At 60.0% G+C, this 17,112-nt stretch carries 16 protein-coding genes; 8 read left to right on the top strand and 8 right to left on the bottom strand.

All coding sequences use genetic code 11. The features are described from left to right. Positions 1 to 246 precede the first annotated feature (246 nt). The 4 genes from PH605_RS16295 to PH605_RS16280 all read left to right on the top strand — a co-directional run bounded on the left by PH605_RS16295 (position 247) and on the right by PH605_RS16280 (position 4,631). On the top strand, positions 247 to 2,634 hold the full coding sequence (locus PH605_RS16295; protein WP_142845447.1) for a putative bifunctional diguanylate cyclase/phosphodiesterase: 2,388 nt from the start codon (positions 247 to 249) through the stop codon (positions 2,632 to 2,634). 17 nt (positions 2,635 to 2,651) lie between these two features. After that, a complete protein-coding gene (locus PH605_RS16290) occupies positions 2,652 to 3,365 on the top strand; it encodes a substrate-binding periplasmic protein (protein WP_065655945.1) in 714 nt (237 codons plus the stop codon). An 89-nt stretch (positions 3,366 to 3,454) separates the two neighbouring features. Continuing rightward, on the top strand, positions 3,455 to 4,171 hold the full coding sequence (gene pth, locus PH605_RS16285; protein WP_142845446.1) for an aminoacyl-tRNA hydrolase: 717 nt from the start codon (positions 3,455 to 3,457) through the stop codon (positions 4,169 to 4,171). A 7-nt stretch (positions 4,172 to 4,178) separates the two neighbouring features. Further along, positions 4,179 to 4,631, top strand: a complete 453-nt coding sequence (locus PH605_RS16280) for a GNAT family N-acetyltransferase (protein ID WP_142845445.1) — start codon at positions 4,179 to 4,181, stop codon at positions 4,629 to 4,631. A 3-nt stretch (positions 4,632 to 4,634) separates the two neighbouring features. On the opposite strand, the gene clpS is transcribed toward PH605_RS16280, so the two are convergent. Continuing rightward, complete coding sequence (gene clpS, locus PH605_RS16275; RefSeq protein ID WP_035260429.1) at positions 4,635 to 4,946, bottom strand: ATP-dependent Clp protease adapter ClpS; 312 nt, start codon at positions 4,944 to 4,946, stop codon at positions 4,635 to 4,637. 241 nt (positions 4,947 to 5,187) lie between these two features. Here clpS and ychF point away from each other — a divergent pair, with 241 nt between their 5' ends. The 3 genes from ychF (at position 5,188) to PH605_RS16260 (ending at position 7,521) form a co-directional block, all read left to right on the top strand. Continuing rightward, positions 5,188 to 6,291: a redox-regulated ATPase YchF gene (ychF, locus tag PH605_RS16270; RefSeq protein WP_035260423.1), complete on the top strand. Its 1,104-nt coding sequence runs from the start codon at positions 5,188 to 5,190 to the stop codon at positions 6,289 to 6,291. 292 nt (positions 6,292 to 6,583) lie between these two features. Next, on the top strand, positions 6,584 to 7,057 hold the full coding sequence (locus tag PH605_RS16265) for a MaoC family dehydratase (protein ID WP_142845444.1): 474 nt from the start codon (positions 6,584 to 6,586) through the stop codon (positions 7,055 to 7,057). Beyond that, the gene (locus PH605_RS16260; RefSeq protein WP_065655709.1) at positions 7,054 to 7,521 is read left to right on the top strand and encodes a MaoC family dehydratase; all 468 of its coding nucleotides are present in this window, start codon (positions 7,054 to 7,056) and stop codon (positions 7,519 to 7,521) included. Before PH605_RS16265 ends, PH605_RS16260 begins: the two co-directional genes overlap by 4 nt. A 43-nt stretch (positions 7,522 to 7,564) precedes the next feature. On the opposite strand, the gene PH605_RS16255 is transcribed toward PH605_RS16260, so the two are convergent. From PH605_RS16255 to petA, 5 genes are all read right to left on the bottom strand, one after another. After that, on the bottom strand, positions 7,565 to 8,107 hold the full coding sequence (locus tag PH605_RS16255; protein WP_003494623.1) for an adenine phosphoribosyltransferase: 543 nt from the start codon (positions 8,105 to 8,107) through the stop codon (positions 7,565 to 7,567). Between the two features lie 92 nt (positions 8,108 to 8,199). Beyond that, on the bottom strand, positions 8,200 to 8,592 hold the full coding sequence (locus PH605_RS16250; RefSeq protein ID WP_142845443.1) for a GFA family protein: 393 nt from the start codon (positions 8,590 to 8,592) through the stop codon (positions 8,200 to 8,202). 84 nt (positions 8,593 to 8,676) lie between these two features. Continuing rightward, entirely contained in the window at positions 8,677 to 9,588 is a 912-nt protein-coding gene (locus PH605_RS16245) for a cytochrome c1 (protein ID WP_078051785.1), read from the bottom strand. A gap of 22 nt (positions 9,589 to 9,610) precedes the next feature. Further along, positions 9,611 to 10,933 carry a cytochrome b gene (locus PH605_RS16240; RefSeq protein ID WP_065655707.1) on the bottom strand — a complete coding sequence of 441 codons (1,323 nt, stop codon included), beginning with the start codon at positions 10,931 to 10,933 and terminating at the stop codon, positions 9,611 to 9,613. A 14-nt stretch (positions 10,934 to 10,947) separates the two neighbouring features. Continuing rightward, positions 10,948 to 11,526, bottom strand: coding sequence for a ubiquinol-cytochrome c reductase iron-sulfur subunit (petA, locus tag PH605_RS16235; protein ID WP_065655706.1), 579 nt, complete (start codon positions 11,524 to 11,526; stop codon positions 10,948 to 10,950). Between the two features lie 309 nt (positions 11,527 to 11,835). Between petA and PH605_RS16230 the strand changes: the two genes are divergently transcribed. Further along, positions 11,836 to 12,768 (top strand): endonuclease/exonuclease/phosphatase family protein, encoded by a 933-nt coding sequence (locus PH605_RS16230; protein WP_142845442.1) that lies wholly within the window; start codon positions 11,836 to 11,838, stop codon positions 12,766 to 12,768. 9 nt (positions 12,769 to 12,777) lie between these two features. Here PH605_RS16230 and PH605_RS16225 read toward each other — a convergent pair whose 3' ends face one another. Both PH605_RS16225 and PH605_RS16220 read right to left on the bottom strand, forming a co-directional pair. Further along, complete coding sequence (locus tag PH605_RS16225; protein ID WP_425292603.1) at positions 12,778 to 14,787, bottom strand: ABC transporter ATP-binding protein; 2,010 nt, start codon at positions 14,785 to 14,787, stop codon at positions 12,778 to 12,780. A 200-nt stretch (positions 14,788 to 14,987) separates the two neighbouring features. After that, positions 14,988 to 16,838: an ABC transporter ATP-binding protein gene (locus PH605_RS16220; protein ID WP_142845441.1), complete on the bottom strand. Its 1,851-nt coding sequence runs from the start codon at positions 16,836 to 16,838 to the stop codon at positions 14,988 to 14,990. Positions 16,839 to 17,112: the final 274 nt, after the last annotated feature.

The raw sequence follows: 17,112 nt of genomic DNA, 5'->3' as shown, positions 1-17,112 counted from the left end.
TCGGAACGGGCCTTTTAGTTTTTATGAACTTTAAAACCAGAAAGCTTGCCATCCTCACCTGATACGGAACCCGTTTCAGTGTCGATTAACACTTCCATGAAACGATACCCTCGCGCTGTCTTGGAACACCGGCCGGGCTGAGGAAATGCGTGGGAAAACAGGCTTTTGCCAAAAACCCTCGCAAAACCCTCCGGGCGGAGGAAACGGGCGCAGCAAGTCTGGGGCAAAGGGTAGCTGCAATCGAACATGGCTCATTCCGTCGAAAGTCGCTTTATCGCGATTGTTTCCGGCGCACTTCTTACAGTGGTCGCCCCGCTCTTCACGCTTTTGCTGACGCTCTCCTACCACGAAGCCATTCGCAGCCAGCGTAACCACCTTGAGATTCTGCTGTCGACCAATGCGCAGGCGCTTGCCCGGCCCCTGTGGGACCTTGATGACGACACCATAAACCAGATTACCGGCACCCTCATTTCCGACCCCGTGATCAGGATGGTCGAGGTCAGGGATACCTCCGGCCAGCTCGATATCATCCAGACGGCCGGCAGCGACATCATTCAGGATGCCGCCTCGACGACGCGCGAAGTGACCTACAAGACCACGAAGGGCTCCGTCACGGTCGGACAACTGACGATCTATTACGACAATGTCAGCCTTCTGACCTCTTTGAGCCGCACCGAACTGGCCTTCATCACGATTTTCATCCTCGCCGTCCTCACCATCGTTCTTGCCGCCATCGCCGGCAACCGCTTCATGGTCATCCGTCCGCTGATGCGGCTCGCGGCCGCCATCGAGGCGACGCGGCGTCTCGGCTCGCGCCACCACGTCGACTGGCGTTCGAAGGACGAAATCGGCCGGCTGGCGAAAAGCTTCAACGAAATGCAGACCCAGCTCGAAAAGGAAGAGCTGGAGATCAAGAATGCGCATGAGCGCAAGACGGAAATCTACAACCGCACGCCCGCGATGCTGTTTTCGCTCGACAGGCACGACCGCATTGCCGCCGTCAGTGACTATTGGGTGCAAGCGACCGGTTACGACCGCACCCGGATACTCGGCCTGAATTTCGCCGATCTCATCCATCCCGATGACCGGCTTCTGTTCCAGCAGCGCAAGACGGTTCATCCCCTGCCCGATGCCTCGCATAGCGGCATTACCGTGCGTTTCCATTGCATGGATGGCAGCGTCATGGATGCGCTCATCCTCGAAAAGGCCCTTGATTCCGGCGATGCGGCCCATCAGAGCACCTGCCTCTGCGTCATGACGGACGTGACCGAACTGCGCCAGTCGGAAAAGCGCAACCGCCAGCAGGCCATTTCCGACCACCTGACCGGCCTTTTCAACCGCCAGGGCTTCGAGGCCATTCTCGACCTGCAAATCCGCGATGCGGACCGCAACGGCAGCGAGCTGGCCTGCCTGTTCATCGACCTCGACCGGTTCAAGGCGATCAACGACAATCTCGGCCATGCCGCGGGCGACGCCGTTCTCAAACAGTTCACGTTGAAGCTCGAACCACTGCTGACACCGCTGGACAGCGCATCGCGGCTTGGCGGCGACGAATTCGCCATCCTTCTGGCCGGCGACAAGGTGGAAGAGCGCGCCCTGCAATTCTGCGAGCGCATCTGCGCCATGCTCGACACGCCCTTCGAGATCGAAAGCAACAGCATCCGCCTCAGCGCCAGCATCGGCATGGCGGTCTATCCCCTGCACGCCGCCAGCGCCTCCGAGCTTTTGCAGAATGCCGACATGGCCATGTATACCCGCAAGCGCACCGGCAAGAACGGCTCGCAGGTCTTCGACAGCTCGATAATGGACCGTGCGCGCGAACATGCGGAGCTGGAACGGGATATCGCGCAGGCGCTTTCCGAAGACTGGTTCGAGGCCTATTTCCAGCCGATTCAAGACCTCGCCACCGGCCAGACGGCGGGTTTCGAGGCGCTGCTGCGTCTCAACCACCCGGACAAGGGCCTGCTTTCCCCGGCCACAATCGTCAGCCTTGCGGAAGAAAACGGCACCATCCACCGCATCGGCAATGTCATTCTCGATCAGTCGATCGCCAATCTCGCCCGGCTGTCGCGCCTTCCGGGCATGGAACAGACCTATGTGGCGGTGAATTTCTCGCCGCTGCAATTCGAACCGGGATTGCCGACGCGCATCGCCGGCGTTCTGCACCGCCATGGCATTCTTCCCAGACGGCTGGTCATCGAGATCACCGAAGCCGTTATCATGAAGGACGATCCGCAGGTCCGGGCGATCCTCAATGCCATCCACCAGCTCGGCTGCCGCATCGCGCTGGATGATTTCGGCACGGGTTATTCCTCGCTTAGCTATCTCAGCCGTTTTCCAGTCGATATCGTCAAGATCGACCAGTCCTTCACCCGCTCGATCTGCGACGACAGGATGGACATCAGGCAGCGCAACCGCATGCTGGTCGAAGGCATCGCGGCCATCTCGCACAAGATGAACTGCGCCGTCATTGCCGAGGGCGTCGAGACGGAAGAACAGAAGGCGCTTCTGAGCGATATAGGCGCGGATTTCGGGCAGGGTTATTTCTTCGCACGTCCGCAGCCGGTCGAAAGATTGATCACCTCACTCGACACGGCGTCCGGGCAAAACCGCGCCGCTGCGCGGCAAGCATGAACCGGCAGGGGGCAGCCATGGGATTGATCCGCTTTTGCCTGATCTTTCTTGCACTCGCCACTCCGGCCAGCGCGGCCAAGCTCTTCCTGACCACCGAGGTCTATCCGCCCTATAATCTGCAGGCCAGCGACGGCAGCGTGCGGGGTGTCTATTTCGAACAGCTCAGAACCGTGCTCGAAGACACCGGCACCAGTTACGAGGTCGCCGTCATGCCCTGGGCGCGGGCGATCGCACTGGCCAGAACGCAGGCCATGCACTGCGTCTTCGCCGCCGCGAGAACACCGGAGCGGGAAAAACAGTTCAAATGGGTCACGCCGATCCATATCGACCGCAACATTCTCGTGGCGCGCCGCAACGCGAATATCGAAGCCTCCAGCCTTGAGGAAGCCAAGAAATATCGGGTGGGAACCCAGCGTGGAGATTACACCGAAGCGCTTCTCGAAAAGCTCGGTTTCCCGCAGGTGGATGTCGGCGCGGATTTCGAGATCACGCTTCACAAGCTCAAGGCCGGCCGCATCGACCTGATGCCCATGTCTGAAAGCACCTTCAAAAGCCTGCCCGCCGACACGTTCAGCGAAGTGATAACTCTCTCGCGGCAGCAGCTTGGGCTTGCCTGCAACAAAAGCGTGCCCGACGAGGTCATCGCGAAATTACAGGCCCGGCTGGACAGGCTGATCGCCGATGGAACGCAGCAGCGAATATTCGACCGCTACAATCTCGTCAGCCCCTGAGCCCATCCGAAACTCCATAAAAAGATTGACAGCCGGCGGTTTTCGGGGTGGTGACAACAGCATCATCAGGCAAAACGCGGACATGCCCCATGAAGATCATCGCAGGACTTGGTAATCCCGGCGCGCAATATGCGGGAAACCGTCACAATATCGGCTTCATGGCCGTCGATGCGCTGCAGCGCCTGCCGTCCTTTGCGCCCTGGTCGAGAAAATTCAAGGCGGAGATTTCCGAAGGCGAGATCGGCGGCGAAAAGGTCCTGCTGATGAAGCCGCTGACCTATATGAACCTTTCGGGTGAGTCCGTCGGCGAAGCCATGCGCTTCTTCAAGCTTGCGCCGGCAGACATCATCGCCATCCATGACGAACTGGATTTGCCGGCCGGCCGCGCCCGCATCAAGACCGGCGGCGGCCATGGCGGTCACAACGGCCTGAAATCGCTCGACGCCCATTGCGGCAAGGACTATCGCCGCCTGCGTCTCGGCATCGGCCATCCCGGTGACAAGGAACGGGTGCACGGCCACGTGCTCGGCGATTTCGCCAAGGCCGACCGGGTCTGGCTCGATCCGCTTCTGGACGCCATTGCCGACAATGCCGCCATGCTGGTGAAAGCCGAGGATTCGCAGCTGATGAACAAGCTGGCGCTCGCCACGGGCACCAAGCCGGAAGCCGAAAAGCCGGCCAAGTCAGCCAAACCCGCCGCACAGTCCCATATTCATCAGGCGCGCAACAGCGCCCAGCCGAAAAAGCTGCCGGAAACCGGCCCGATGGCCGAAATGCTGAAACGCATGTTCAGCAAGAAGGACTAGATCGCGGATGTCTTCGGAGCCCATCGTCCTGCGCGCAGCCGGAGCCGGCGATCTGGCCGGATTGCTTGACCTTTACCGGGCGCTCAATCCGTCCGATCCTGAAATGACGGCAGAAGAAGCGAACACGGCTTTCGCAGCCATGCTCGCCCAGCCGGGCCTGACCTTGTTTCTTGCGACCGAAGGCGAAGAAGCGGTCGCCACCGCCACGCTGCAGGTCGTTCCGAACCTGACGCGCGCCGCCCGCCCCTATGCCCTTATCGAAAACGTGGTGACGCTGGAAAACCGTCGCGGCCGCGGATACGGCCGCGCGGTGGTGCGCCATGCCGTCGAGGCCGCTTTTGCGGCGAACTGCTACAAGGTGATGCTGCTGACCGGGCGACAACGCCCGGAGGTTCACGCCTTTTACGAAAGCTGCGGTTTCGTGCAGAACAAGACGGGTTTCCAGATCCGGCAGGATTAACGCTCACTCCTCCGGCTCGGTGGTGAACATCAGCGGAAAACCCGCTTCCTTGCCGAGATCGGTCGCTTCCTTGGCCTTGGTCTCGGCTATATCGCGCTCGCAGACAACGACGACCGCGCTGCCGAAGCGGTGCGCCGTCATCATCACCCGGTGGCCGGTTTCCTCGCTCATCCGGAAGACGGCTTTCAACACCACGGTAACGAACTCACGCGGCGTATAGTCGTCATTCAGCAGAATGACCTTGTAGAGCTTCGGCCGCTCCAGCTTCGGTTTGACTTTCGGTTTCGGCTTGAGATCGACAGGACTGTCACTCATCATGGTCGCTCGTGCCTGTCGCTCATCGCGGTTGTTCATGGGAAAACCCCGTTGATGACGAAAGATCGATCGCTTGACCGGCTTATATTGCGCCGCAACCGCAGCATCGGCAACCCTGCCCGAAATTCCGCACCATTAAAGGGGCTTTGCCCGCACAAATCGGCCCGCGGGCTTGACCTTGCCCTGCCCTTTCCGCAAAAGGCTCCTCAACGAATTCTTTCAAACGGACAGGTTTCAAGCCATGGGCTTCAAATGCGGTATCGTTGGATTGCCAAATGTCGGCAAGTCCACTCTCTTCAACGCGCTGACGAAAACGGCAGCGGCGCAGGCGGCCAACTATCCCTTCTGCACCATCGAGCCGAACACCGGCGAAGTGGCGGTTCCGGATGCGCGCATGAAAATCCTTGCCGACATTGCCGGCTCGAAGGAAATCATCCCCACCCGCATCTCCTTCGTCGACATAGCCGGCCTGGTGCGCGGCGCGTCGAAGGGCGAAGGCCTCGGCAACCAGTTCCTCGCCAATATCCGCGAAGTGGACGCCGTTGTTCACGTTCTGCGCTGCTTCGAAGATGACGACATCACCCACGTCGAAGGCCGCATCAACCCCGTGGCCGATGCCGAAACCATCGAGACCGAGCTGATGCTTTCCGATCTCGAAAGCCTTGAGCGCCGCACGGAACAGACCCGCAAGCGCGCCACCGGCAAGGATAAGGAATCGCTGGCGCAGCTGCCGCTGATGGAAGCCTCGCTGAAGCTCCTGAACGAAGGCAAGCCGGTCCGCACCCTGCTCTCCACGCTGGATGCCGAAGAACTGCGCATCCTTCAGGGCCTCAACCTCCTGACCGCGCATCCGGTCCTCTACGTCTGCAACGTCGCCGAGAGCGACGCCGTCGACGGCAACGAACATACCAAGGCCGTTGCCGAAATGGCCAAGGCCCAGGGTGCGGAATCCGTCGTCATCTCCGCGGCGATCGAATCCGAAGTCGCGCAGCTTCCCGATGAAGAGGCGAAGGAATTCCTCTCCGCCCTCGGGCTCGAGGAAGCAGGCCTCGACCGCCTGATCCGCGCCGGCTACAAGCTGCTCGATCTCATCACCTATTTCACCGTCGGCCCGAAGGAATGCCGCGCCTGGACCATCGAGCGCGGCACCAAGGCCCCGCAGGCCGCCGGCGTCATCCACTCCGATTTCGAACGCGGCTTCATCCGTGCCAACACCATTGCTTACAACGACTATGTCGCCTTCAAGGGCGAAGTCGGCGCGAAGGAAGCCGGCAAGGCTCGCGACGAAGGCAAGGAATATGTGGTTCAGGACGGCGACGTCATCCACTTCCGCTTCAATACCTGATCTGGGTTGAGGTGAGGACGGTCGGGGCGTAGTCGCCCGGACATCGCGGCACGGTCTCTTCTCCCCGGCGGGGAGAAAGTGGCGGAAGGGTCGGATGAGGGAGCAAGCTCTCCGAATATATCGATCCTCGCCCCTTATCCCGCTGGCGCGACCTTCTCCCTCTTCGGGGAGAAGAAACACGTGGCTCCCCGCTCGCCCCATTCCTCTGCATTGCATCCTCGATTTGACCTTTACGTAAAGGGAAAAATCATTTTAGATGCCGCCGATATTGACTGCGCGAAGGGAGGAAACCATGACGCCGGTCGCGACATATGCCTATGAGGATTTTTCCGTCGGTCGGGAATTTCCTTTGGGCCCGCAATGGATCTCCGCAGAGCAGATCATCGCCTTCGCCAGCGAATTCGACCCACAGCCGATGCATCTTTCCGAAGAGGCTGGCCGCCAGAGCATTCTCGGCGGCCTGGCGGCTTCCGGCTGGCACACCTGCAGCCTGCTGATGCGGATGATGGCGGACAGCTACATCTCGAACTCGACCTCGCAGGGCAGCCCCGGCATCGATTTCGTCGACTGGAAAAAGCCGGTTCTGGCGGGCGATACGCTTGTCGGAAAATCCATCGTGCTGGAACAGCGGCCCTCCGCGTCGCGCCCCGGCATCGGCCTCGTGAAATTACGCCACGAGCTTTATAACCAGCACGGCGTTCTGGTGTCGCACGGGGAAAACACCGTGATGTTCCTGATGCGCGGCAATGGAGGCGTTGCAGCATGAAACTGGCAGAACTTTCTCCCATCGGCGAACGTGTCACCCTCGACACGCTGCATTTTTCCGCCGAAGACATCATCCGTTTCGCGCGCGATTTCGATCCGCAGCCCTTTCATCTCGACGCGGAAGCCGCAAAGAATAGCGTTTTCGGCGCTCTCTGCGCTTCCGGCTGGCACACCGGCGCAGGCTGGATGAAATGTTTCCTCTCTCACTGGGCCAAAGAGGTAAAAAGGTTGAAGCTACAGGGCCTTGAGCCGCCCAAACTCGGCCCCTCCCCCGGCTTTCGCGAACTCAAATGGAAAAAGCCGGTCTTCGCCGGAGACGATGTCACCTATTTCGTGACCCTGCTCGACACCCGAGCGCTGGAATCCAGAGCCGGCGTCTGGCTGAACACCACATTTAACGAGGGCGTCAACCAGTCGGGAGAAACAGTGATGACCTTCCAGAGCGGGGTTCTGGAATTCGAATAGAAAAGCGTCGGGGCAATAGCGTCATCATTGCCCCGTTACCATCTCAGTGGCCGGAAAATTCCACCAGTGTGCGCACCTCGACACCGAGGTCTTCCAGCTTCTTGCGGCCACCGAGATCGGGCAGGTCGATAACGAAACAGGCGGAAACGATTTCCGCACCCATCTGCCGCAGCAGCTTGACCGCACCTTCGGCAGTGCCGCCGGTGGCAATCAGATCATCGACCAGAATGACCTTTTCGCCCGGCTGTACAGCGTCCACATGCATTTCCATTTCGTCGACGCCGTATTCAAGGCTGTAGGCGACACGGACGGTGGTGTGCGGCAGCTTGCCCTTCTTGCGGATCGGCACGAAACCGGCCGATAGCTGATGCGCCACCGCACCGCCCAGAATGAAGCCGCGTGCTTCCATGCCGGCGATCTTGTCGATCTTGGTTCCCGCATAGGGCTGCACGAGTTCGTCCACGGCACGGCGAAAAGCGCGGGGGTTGCCGAGCAATGTCGTGATGTCCCGGAAGATGATGCCCGGCTTCGGATAGTCGGGAATGGAACGGATGGCAGCGGAAAGCTCCGAAGCGATAACGGTCATGGTATTTCCAGTTGAGATAAGGGAAATGGATCAGAAGGTTCGGACCACCCTATCAACTTGACGGCTGCGGACCAACTAAAAAGGGCCGGTGCTCACTCCGCCGGCGACATTCCCTCGATCCGCGCCCAGACCGGGCAGACATCCTCGAAGGAATGCGACAGGGGCCGCAGCGCCTCATCGTCCCTGTCATCGAAACTTCCAAAGACCAGCGCAACCGTCGGCGCGTCGTCGACGGCGCCAAGCGTGCTGCCGCAGGTCGGGCAGAAAGCCCGGCTGGAATAATCGGAGGATCGGAAAGTCGAAGGCGCGCCGCCCTCTCCCGTCCACGTCACCGCATCCTTCCCGAACTCCACCCAGGCAAGACTGGGGGCACCGGAATGGCGCTGGCAGATATCGCAGGAGCAAGTGTGCGGATTACCTGGCTCGCCCTTCGCTTCAAAACGGATGGAGCCGCACAGGCAGCCGCCGTTACGAATTGTCGTCATTTCCACCATCCCTCCCGGCACATGAAAAGGCCCCCACGGAAGACCGTGGAGGCCAATGACTGACAGGCATCTTCTGGATGCCGATCAATGTTCCTTGTTGGCGTAGACCGATTTCTTGGTGAGATAGATCAGCGCCGTAAAGATGAACAGGAACACCATGACCATGAAGCCGGTGCGCTTGCGCTCTTCCAGATGCGGTTCTGCCGCCCACATCAGGAACGCAGCGACGTCCTTGGAATATTGGTCCACGGTCTGCGGCGCGCCGTCATCATAGGTCACCTGATCGGCACTGATCGGCGGCGCCATCTTTAAGGAAGTGGCGCTGACGAAGTACGGATTGAAGTGCGTGCCTTCCGACACCTTGTACTCCGAACCATCCGGGTTTTTTATGCCAGCCGGCGGATCCTGATATCCGGTCAGCAGCGCATGGATATAATCCGGGCCGCCTTCCTGGTAACCACCGACGATCGGGATCATGTCGATGATGAATTGCGGAAAACCGCGCTCCACGCCACGCGCCTTGGCGAGCAGCGACATGTCGGGCGGGGCCGCTCCGCCGTTGGCGGCAGCGGCCGCCTCATGGTTGGGGAAAGGCGAAGGGAAATGATCGGAAGGCACGGCCTTGCGATTGTACATTTCACCATCGGCGTTCGGCCCGTCCTGTACCTCATATTCCGCGGCGAAAGCCTTCACCTGCTCCTCCGAATAGCCGAGATCCTCCAGCGTGCGGAAGGAAACGAGGCTCATGGAATGGCAGGCGGAGCAAACTTCCTTATAGACCTTCAGGCCGCGTTGCAGCTGGCCCTTGTCGTATTTGCCGAAGGGTCCGGCAAAGGACCAGCTCTGCTCCTCGGGCTTGATGACCGGGAAGTGATTGCCGGCAATCGCATGCGTGGCCTGGGCGGCGAGATCGTGGCTTTCTTCCGCCGCCGAAGCGACGGCGACGGAACAGCCGATGGCGGTGATAAACGCGATGCTCGTTACAAGCTTCTTCATTGTCGTCATCCTTCCTTCACGCTCAGACTTCAGCAGCCGCAGATGCGGCACCTGTCTTGGCGGCGTTCTTTTCGAGAACGGCCTCGGTAATCGAATTCGGAATACGCCGGGGCGTTTCGACCAGACCGAGGATCGGCATAATGACGAGGAAGAAACCGAAGTAATAAAGCGTGCCGAGCTGCGAATAGCCGACATAATTGCCTTTCAGCTCGCCGGTGAGCAGGCCGAGCAGGCCAGTTCCTTCCGCCGGGCGTGAACCCAGCCAGCCGAGCATGATGGCATTGACCACGAACAGCCAGAAAAACATCTTGTACCAGGGACGATAGACGGCGGAACGCACCTTCGACGTATCGAGCCAGGGCAGGAAGAACAGCACGACGATCGCGCCGAACATCACGAGAACGCCGCCCAGCTTGGAATCGATGATCCAGATGTTGAAAGTGATGGCGCGCAGCATGGCGTAGAACGGCAGGAAGTACCATTCCGGAACGATATGCGCCGGCGTCTTCAGCGGGTCGGCCATGATGTAGTTGTCGGGGTGGCCAAGGAAGTTCGGCATGTAGAACACGAACCAGGCATAACCGATCAGGAACACGGAAACGCCGAGCGCATCCTTCAGCGTCGCATAGGGCGTGAAGGGAACCGTGTCGGTCTTGCTCTTCACTTCAACGCCGGTCGGGTTGGTCTGGCCGGTCACATGCAGCGCCCAGATGTGCAGGATCACAACGCCTGCGATCATGAAGGGCAGCAGATAGTGAAGCGCAAAGAAGCGGTTCAGGGTCGGCTGATCAACGGCAAAGCCGCCGAGCAGGAACTGCTGGATCCATTCGCCGATGGCGGGGAACGCGGTGAAGAAGCCGGTGATAACGGTTGCGCCCCAGAAGGACATCTGGCCCCAGGGCAGAACGTAGCCCATGAAGCCCGTCGCCATCATCAGCAGGAAGATCACGCAGCCGAGAATCCAGAGGATTTCGCGCGGCGCCTTGTAGGAGCCGTAATAAAGGCCGCGGGCGATATGCAGGTAAACCGCGATGAAGAAGAACGACGCACCATTGGCATGCATGTAGCGCAGCAGCCAGCCATGGTTGACGTCGCGCATGATCTTTTCGACGGAATTGAAGGCGACCGTCGTTTCGGCCGCATAATGCATGGCCAGCACGACGCCGGTGAGGATTTGCACCAGCAGCATGACGGAAAGCATCGCGCCAAAGGTGTAGGCGTAGTTCAGGTTACGTGGGACAGGATAGGCAACGAAGCTGTCATAGATCATGCGCGGCAAGGGAAGCCGCGAATCGATCCACCTTTCGATGCCGGTGGACGGCTGATAACTGGAATGACCACTCATGAATATCTGTCCCCTTATCCGATCTTGATCACGGTATCGGATGTGAATGCAAATGTCGGGATGGCGAGGTTTTCCGGCGCCGGACCCTTACGTATGCGGCCCGCCGTATCGTAGTGCGAGCCATGGCAGGGACAGAACCACCCGCCGAAATCGCCGGCCTGGCCGAGCGGAACGCAACCGAGATGGGTACAGGAACCGACCATGACGATCCAGTTTTCCTTGCCCTCGCCGGCGGAGCGGTCGATATCCGTCGCCTGCGCGTCGGCGGCGATGTTGGCATTGCGCGCCACAGGATCCTTCAGATCGCCGAGAGCGACGGCCTTGGCTTCCTCGATTTCCTTCTCCGTGCGGTTGCGGATGAAAATCGGCTTGCCGCGCCACTTCACGGTAAGCGACATGCCCGGCTCGACGGCCGTGACATCCACCTCGATGGAGGCGAGCGCCAGCGTCGATGCATCGGGACGCATCTGGTCGATAAAGGGCCATGCGACGGCGGCGGCACCGACAGCGCCCGCCATTCCCGTCACTAGGTAAAGAAAATCGCGACGGGTCGGTTCACCCGAAGCGTCGTGATTGGTTACGTGCTCGCTCACCGCTACACCATCCTCTGCGCTGTTTTTGCCGTAAATCGCATGAGTCCTCCCGCTATGATTTGATCCAAGACAAACTCCGTCCCATCGTCCTGGTCATTCTCGCGGCATTTGAGAAACCGCGTCATGTGTTTGATCGCAAAATATTGACTGACTTGGCAAGAGCAAAGCACACAAAGCTGCCGTAATTCTGCCGGAGGGGGCCGATTTGGCTCGCATTTTTTCGCCGTCCTTGGCAGGCGGGCAACATTGTGCGCATCCATGCACCATGTTAGGAGACTTCAAGGGAGAGCGCGGAAAGCAGGGATTCGGATGACGGCGAAGCTCTCTTGCATGGTCTCCACGGCGGTGGCTGCCGTTCTTTTCGTCGCCAGCCTGCGTTATGTGACGGATTTCTGGCTTCTCGCCTTCGTCACCAGTTTCCAGCTGCACATCGCCATCGTCTGTATCCTGCTCTCATGCCTCGTTTTCTGGCTGACGCGCGACGCGGTTTCCGCGCTCCTCGTCGTGTGGTCGCTTGCGCTCGCCATCCATGCCATTGCCATGCTTCTGGAATTTTCCTCATCCGCCAACCCGGCGCCGGGCGCCAAACCATTCCGGCTGCTGTCCTTCAACGTGCTGATGGACAATGCCACCAATGCGGATGCAATTGCCGACACGATTCTCGAATCGGGCGCGGATGCGGTCTATCTCTTCGAGGCGGCGGCGCTGAAGTCGGCCCTGCCGCGACTGCAGCAAACCTATCCGCACAGGCTTGGCTGTTACACCGGAACGCCCGGATGCGATCTGGTCATCCTGTCAAAAAGACCGTTGCTGGAAGGCCGTTTCCATAGTCTCAGCGATCTTCGGCGGGATCGGTTCGCCATAGCCCATATCGATCTCGACGGCACGGAACTGACGCTCGCCGCCGGGCATATCACCAAGCCCTATTTCGACGATTATCATCGCGACGAACTCGATGAAGTCAGTGAAATTCTCTTTCGCGTCACCGGGCCGCTCATTCTGGCCGGAGATTTCAATTCGGCCAGCATCGCCCCTGACATGCGCGCTTTCCTCGCCGCCAACGATCTGAAAAAAGCGACCTTCGAACCCGCCACATGGCCGACAGAGGCCGGCCGCTTCGGCATCGCCATCGACCACATCTTCGCCCGCGAACCGGCGACGCTGATGAAAACCACCCGCCTGCCCGACAGCCTCGGCTCCAATCATTATGGCCTGATGGCGGATTTCATGATCGGGAAATAGCCGAGGGCCTTATTGCGCCGCTTCGTCCGCGGCAAGAAAACCGCCCGACTGCCGCGCCCAGAGTTCCGAATAAAGTCCGCCCTGCATGACCAGATCGGAATGGCTGCCCTGTTCGACGATGCGCCCCTGATCCATCACGATCAGCCGGTCGAGAGCCGCGATGGTCGACAGGCGGTGGGCGATGGCCAGCACCGTCTTGCCCTGCATCAACTCATCCAGATTGCTCTGGATCGCCGCCTCCACCTCCGAATCGAGCGCCGACGTCGCCTCATCGAGCACGAGGATCGGTGCGTCCTTCAGCATCACGCGGGCGATTGCGATGCGCTGTCGCTGGCCGCCGGACAATTTCACGCCGCGTTCGCCCACATGTGCGTCGAACCCCTTGCGGCCGCGCTGATCCTCGAGCCTGGCGATGAAATCATCCGCCTTGGCTCGCCGCGTCGCCTCCTGCAATTGCGCTTCGGTCGCGTCTGTACGGCCGAACAGGATGTTGTCACGAATGGAGCGATGCAGCAGCGACGTATCCTGCGTGACCATGCCGATATGGGCGCGCAGCGATTCCTGCGTCACTCTGGCGATATCCTGCCCGTCGATCAGGATGCGGCCTTTTTCGACATCGTAAAAACGCAGGAGCAGATTGACGAGGGTGGATTTTCCCGCCCCGGAGCGTCCGACGATGCCTACCTTCTCGCCCGCCCTGATTTCGAGATTGAGATGGTCGATGACGCCGTTCGCGCGCCCGTAATGGAAGCTGACATTTTCGAAACGGATGCCCGGCTTCTTCACCTCCAGCACCGTCGCCTCCGGCGCATCGACTAGACCGATCGGCTGCGAAATCAGCTCGGCGGCATTCTGCACCGTGCCGAAATTGCGCATGATGCCGTTGAACTGCGTCATCAACCGGCCGAGCAGGAAGTTGAGACGCAGCACCAGCGCCAGCGTGAAGGCCACCGCACCGGAACTGATCTTGCCGGAAAGCCACAGATCGATGCAGAGCGCCGCCATGGAGGTGATCATCACGCCGGACAACAGCGCCATGGAGGCGCGCACGCCGGTGATGAACCGGGTGAATGTCATGGTCGCATGCTGGAAAATGTCGAAACCCTGCCGCATGTAGCGGTCATTGGCATCATCTCGCCCGAACAGCCGGAGCGTCTGAATATTGCTGTAGGCATCCACCATGCGGCCGGAGAGCATCGAGGCGGCTTCCGCCGTTTCCTTGGAATGGTAGCGGATACGCGGCACGAAATAGCGCGCCAGCAGCGAGAATATCCCCACCCAGACGACGACGACGACCGCAAGCCGCCAGTCGAGCCCGCCAATCAGGAACAGCATGGAAACGGAATAAATGCCGACGAACCACACGCTTTCCATCAGCGAGGTGACGAGATCGCCCGCCGCCTGCCCGCCCGACCAGACTTTGGTGACGATGCGGCCGGAAAAATCGTTCTGGAAGAAGGTCAGCGATTGCCGCGCAACATGCATGTAGGATTGCCAGCGCACCAGATTGTAAAAGCCGGGCGTGATGATCTGCTGATCCACCAGCGCCGTTACCATGGTGACGATAAAACGCACGACGCCGATCAGCACCAGCATGCCCACCAGCTCGCCGCCATGGGCCGCAAGCAGCCCCGCCCAGCCCTCTTCCGGCTTCACGGTGGAGAGAATATCCACCAGCCGCCCGACGAACCAGAACAGCGCCGCCTCAATGGCCGCCGTCAGCCCGCCCAGCACCAGCATGGCGAAAAACGGCGCCTTGGCCTGCGAGATGTAGAACCAGATAAAGGCGAACGTGCTTTCAGGCGGCCGCAAATCGTCCTTGCGGGCGAAGGGCTTTATCCAGTTCTCGAAAAACTCGAAGATGCGGGTAATAACCATGATCCGGATATAGGCGGATTCCCGGAGCGGGAACAGCCGCGAAGGCTTCGGGAAGAGATTATATTTCGGTAACATTCGGGGAATGAAAAAGGGCGGGGAATGTTCCCCGCCCTTAAATCGACCCAGCGATATTTTGCGCATCGGTTGCATCCTCACACCGTCACCCCGGACTTGATCCGGGGTCCAGCGCGATCAAGTCCTTGATCGCAAAAGACTCCTCTCACGGCGCGGACGCGCCGTGGCTGGATGCCGGATCTAGTCCGGTATGACGGAAGAGAGGTTGGCACACATATCATAGGCGAGCGGGCGGGAAACCATGCTTGCCGCCCTCTCGCTTTTCCTTACTCTGCGGCCACTTCCGCCTCATGGTCGGCGATGAAGCCGCCGGACTGGCGCCGCCACAGGTCGGCATAGATGCCGCCCATCGCCACCAGCTCCGCATGGCTGCCCGCCTCCACGATCCGGCCCTTGTCGAGAATGATGAGCCGGTCCATTTCGGTCAGTGTCGAAAGGCGGTGGGCAATCGCGATCACCGTCTTGCCTTCCATCAGCGAGAACAGGTTTTCCTGGATCGCCGCCTCGACTTCGGAGTCGAGCGCCGAAGTCGCCTCGTCCAGCACCAGGATCGGCGCGTTCTTGAGGAAGACGCGGGCGATAGCGATACGCTGGCGCTGGCCGCCGGAGAGCTTCACGCCGCGTTCGCCCACCTGCGCATCGAGGCCCTGACGGCCATGCATGTCGACAAGCGCTTCGATGAAGTCCCAGGCATTCGCCCGCTTCGCCGCCGCGATCACCTGCTCGTCCGTGGCTTCGGGGTGACCATAAGCGATGTTGTCGCGGATCGACCGGTGCAGCAGCGAGGTATCCTGCGTCACGACGCCGATCAGCTCGCGCAGGCTGTCCTGCGACACCTTGGAGATGTCCTGCCCGTCGATGGTGATCCTGCCCGCTTCCAGATCGTAGAAACGTAAAAGCAGGTTCATCAGCGTCGTCTTGCCCGCACCCGAACGCCCGACCAGACCGACCTTTTCGCCAGGTTTGATGTCGAGCGTCAGCCCGTCGATCACGCCCTTGTTCTTGCCGTAGTGGAAACGGACATTGTCATAACGGATCGCGCCCTGCGGTGCGGCAAGCTGAGGCGCCTTCGGAACGTCGACGATGTCGTGCGGCTTCGTCATCATCGACATGCCGTCATAGACCGTGCCGATATTTTCGAACAGCGAGGTGACCTCCCACATGATCCACTGCGACATGCCGTTGACGCGCATGGCAAGGCTGATGGCGATGGCGACCGAACCGGCCGTGACCGAACCCTGCATCCAGAAATAAAGACCGAGCGCCGCCGTGGAAAACAGCACCAGGGCGTTGTTGAGGTCGATCAGGATGTTGAAGCCGGAAATCTTGCGCATCTGGCGGTGAACGGTTCCGAGAAACACATTCATGCCCTCACGCGCATATCTTTCCTCGCGCCCCGCATGGGAAAATAGCTTGATCGTCGAGATGTTGGTGTAACTGTCGACGATCCGGCCCGTCATCATCGAGCGCGCATCGGCCTGCTCCTGCGCCAGCCGGCCGAGCTTGGGCACGAAATAAGCGAGGATGGCCATATAGATACCGAGCCAGACCAGCAGCGGAATGACCAGCCGCCAGTCCGCCGCCGCGACCATGAACAGCATCGAGACGACGAAGCTGATCGCATAGACGAAGACGTCGATCACCTTCAGCGCCACTTCGCGGATCGCCAGCGCCGTCTGCATCACCTTGGTGGAAACGCGGCCGGCAAACTCGTTGGCGAAGAAGTTCATGGAATGGCGCAGCAGGAAACGGTGCATCTTCCAGCGCGCAATCATGCCGAAATTGCCGGCAAGCGTCTGGTGCATCGTCATGGTGTGGATCGCGCCCATCAGCGGCAGCACGAAGAGCACCAGCGCCGCCATGCCGATCAGATGCCAGCCCTCATCGGCAAAAAATGTCTCGCGATTGGCCGTGGACAGCCAGTCGACGATATTGCCGAGGAATTTGTAGAGCATGGCTTCCGCAATCGCGATGCCCATGGACATCAGGCCGAGCAGCAGGAGCCATGGCCATGCGGGCTTCACATAGTGCCACAGGAACGGCAAAAGCTTCTTTGGCGGCACGGAGGGCGCCGAAGAGGGAAAAGGATCGAGGCGTTTTTCAAACCAGCCAAACATAGGCCAAGCTCCGGCAATCAATCGCTCCATCGTGACATGGTGAGCGGACACAAATATGGCTCACGACGGAACGGAAAAGTCTTTGGATATGGCCGTGACAGCCACATGACGAATCGAAAAATGGGAAACGCGGGCGAACCGCGGAGTAACACCTAAGCCAGCAGCGGCACGACTGGGGCCGGGAGGCGGATGCGAATGTCATTTGGCATGAGAACCTCCCTTGGCTGGTGTTGAAGATATGGCCTTGTAGCGCAAAATTTAGTCAATGACCAGT

The sequence above is a fragment of the Agrobacterium sp. CFBP 3001 genome (assembly GCF_027871605.1).
In the GTDB taxonomy this organism is placed as follows: domain Bacteria; phylum Pseudomonadota; class Alphaproteobacteria; order Rhizobiales; family Rhizobiaceae; genus Agrobacterium; species Agrobacterium leguminum.
Note: the sequence above shows the minus strand (reverse complement) of the source record. Positions and strands in the feature narration are given on the sequence as shown.

Excerpts from the sequence above, each read along its gene's own strand:
- PH605_RS16295 (WP_142845447.1), top strand. The coding sequence starts at position 247 with ATGGCTCATTCCGTCGAAAGTCGCTTTATCGCGATTGTTTCCGGCGCA.
- PH605_RS16290 (WP_065655945.1), top strand. The coding sequence starts at position 2,652 with ATGGGATTGATCCGCTTTTGCCTGATCTTTCTTGCACTCGCCACTCCG.
- pth (WP_142845446.1), top strand. The coding sequence starts at position 3,455 with ATGAAGATCATCGCAGGACTTGGTAATCCCGGCGCGCAATATGCGGGA.
- PH605_RS16280 (WP_142845445.1), top strand. The coding sequence starts at position 4,179 with ATGTCTTCGGAGCCCATCGTCCTGCGCGCAGCCGGAGCCGGCGATCTG.
- clpS (WP_035260429.1), bottom strand. The coding sequence starts at position 4,946 with ATGAGTGACAGTCCTGTCGATCTCAAGCCGAAACCGAAAGTCAAACCG.
- ychF (WP_035260423.1), top strand. The coding sequence starts at position 5,188 with ATGGGCTTCAAATGCGGTATCGTTGGATTGCCAAATGTCGGCAAGTCC.
- PH605_RS16265 (WP_142845444.1), top strand. The coding sequence starts at position 6,584 with ATGACGCCGGTCGCGACATATGCCTATGAGGATTTTTCCGTCGGTCGG.
- PH605_RS16260 (WP_065655709.1), top strand. The coding sequence starts at position 7,054 with ATGAAACTGGCAGAACTTTCTCCCATCGGCGAACGTGTCACCCTCGAC.
- PH605_RS16255 (WP_003494623.1), bottom strand. The coding sequence starts at position 8,107 with ATGACCGTTATCGCTTCGGAGCTTTCCGCTGCCATCCGTTCCATTCCC.
- PH605_RS16250 (WP_142845443.1), bottom strand. The coding sequence starts at position 8,592 with ATGACGACAATTCGTAACGGCGGCTGCCTGTGCGGCTCCATCCGTTTT.
- PH605_RS16245 (WP_078051785.1), bottom strand. The coding sequence starts at position 9,588 with ATGAAGAAGCTTGTAACGAGCATCGCGTTTATCACCGCCATCGGCTGT.
- PH605_RS16240 (WP_065655707.1), bottom strand. The coding sequence starts at position 10,933 with ATGAGTGGTCATTCCAGTTATCAGCCGTCCACCGGCATCGAAAGGTGG.
- PH605_RS16230 (WP_142845442.1), top strand. The coding sequence starts at position 11,836 with ATGACGGCGAAGCTCTCTTGCATGGTCTCCACGGCGGTGGCTGCCGTT.
- PH605_RS16225 (WP_425292603.1), bottom strand. The coding sequence starts at position 14,787 with ATGCGCAAAATATCGCTGGGTCGATTTAAGGGCGGGGAACATTCCCCG.
- PH605_RS16220 (WP_142845441.1), bottom strand. The coding sequence starts at position 16,838 with ATGTTTGGCTGGTTTGAAAAACGCCTCGATCCTTTTCCCTCTTCGGCG.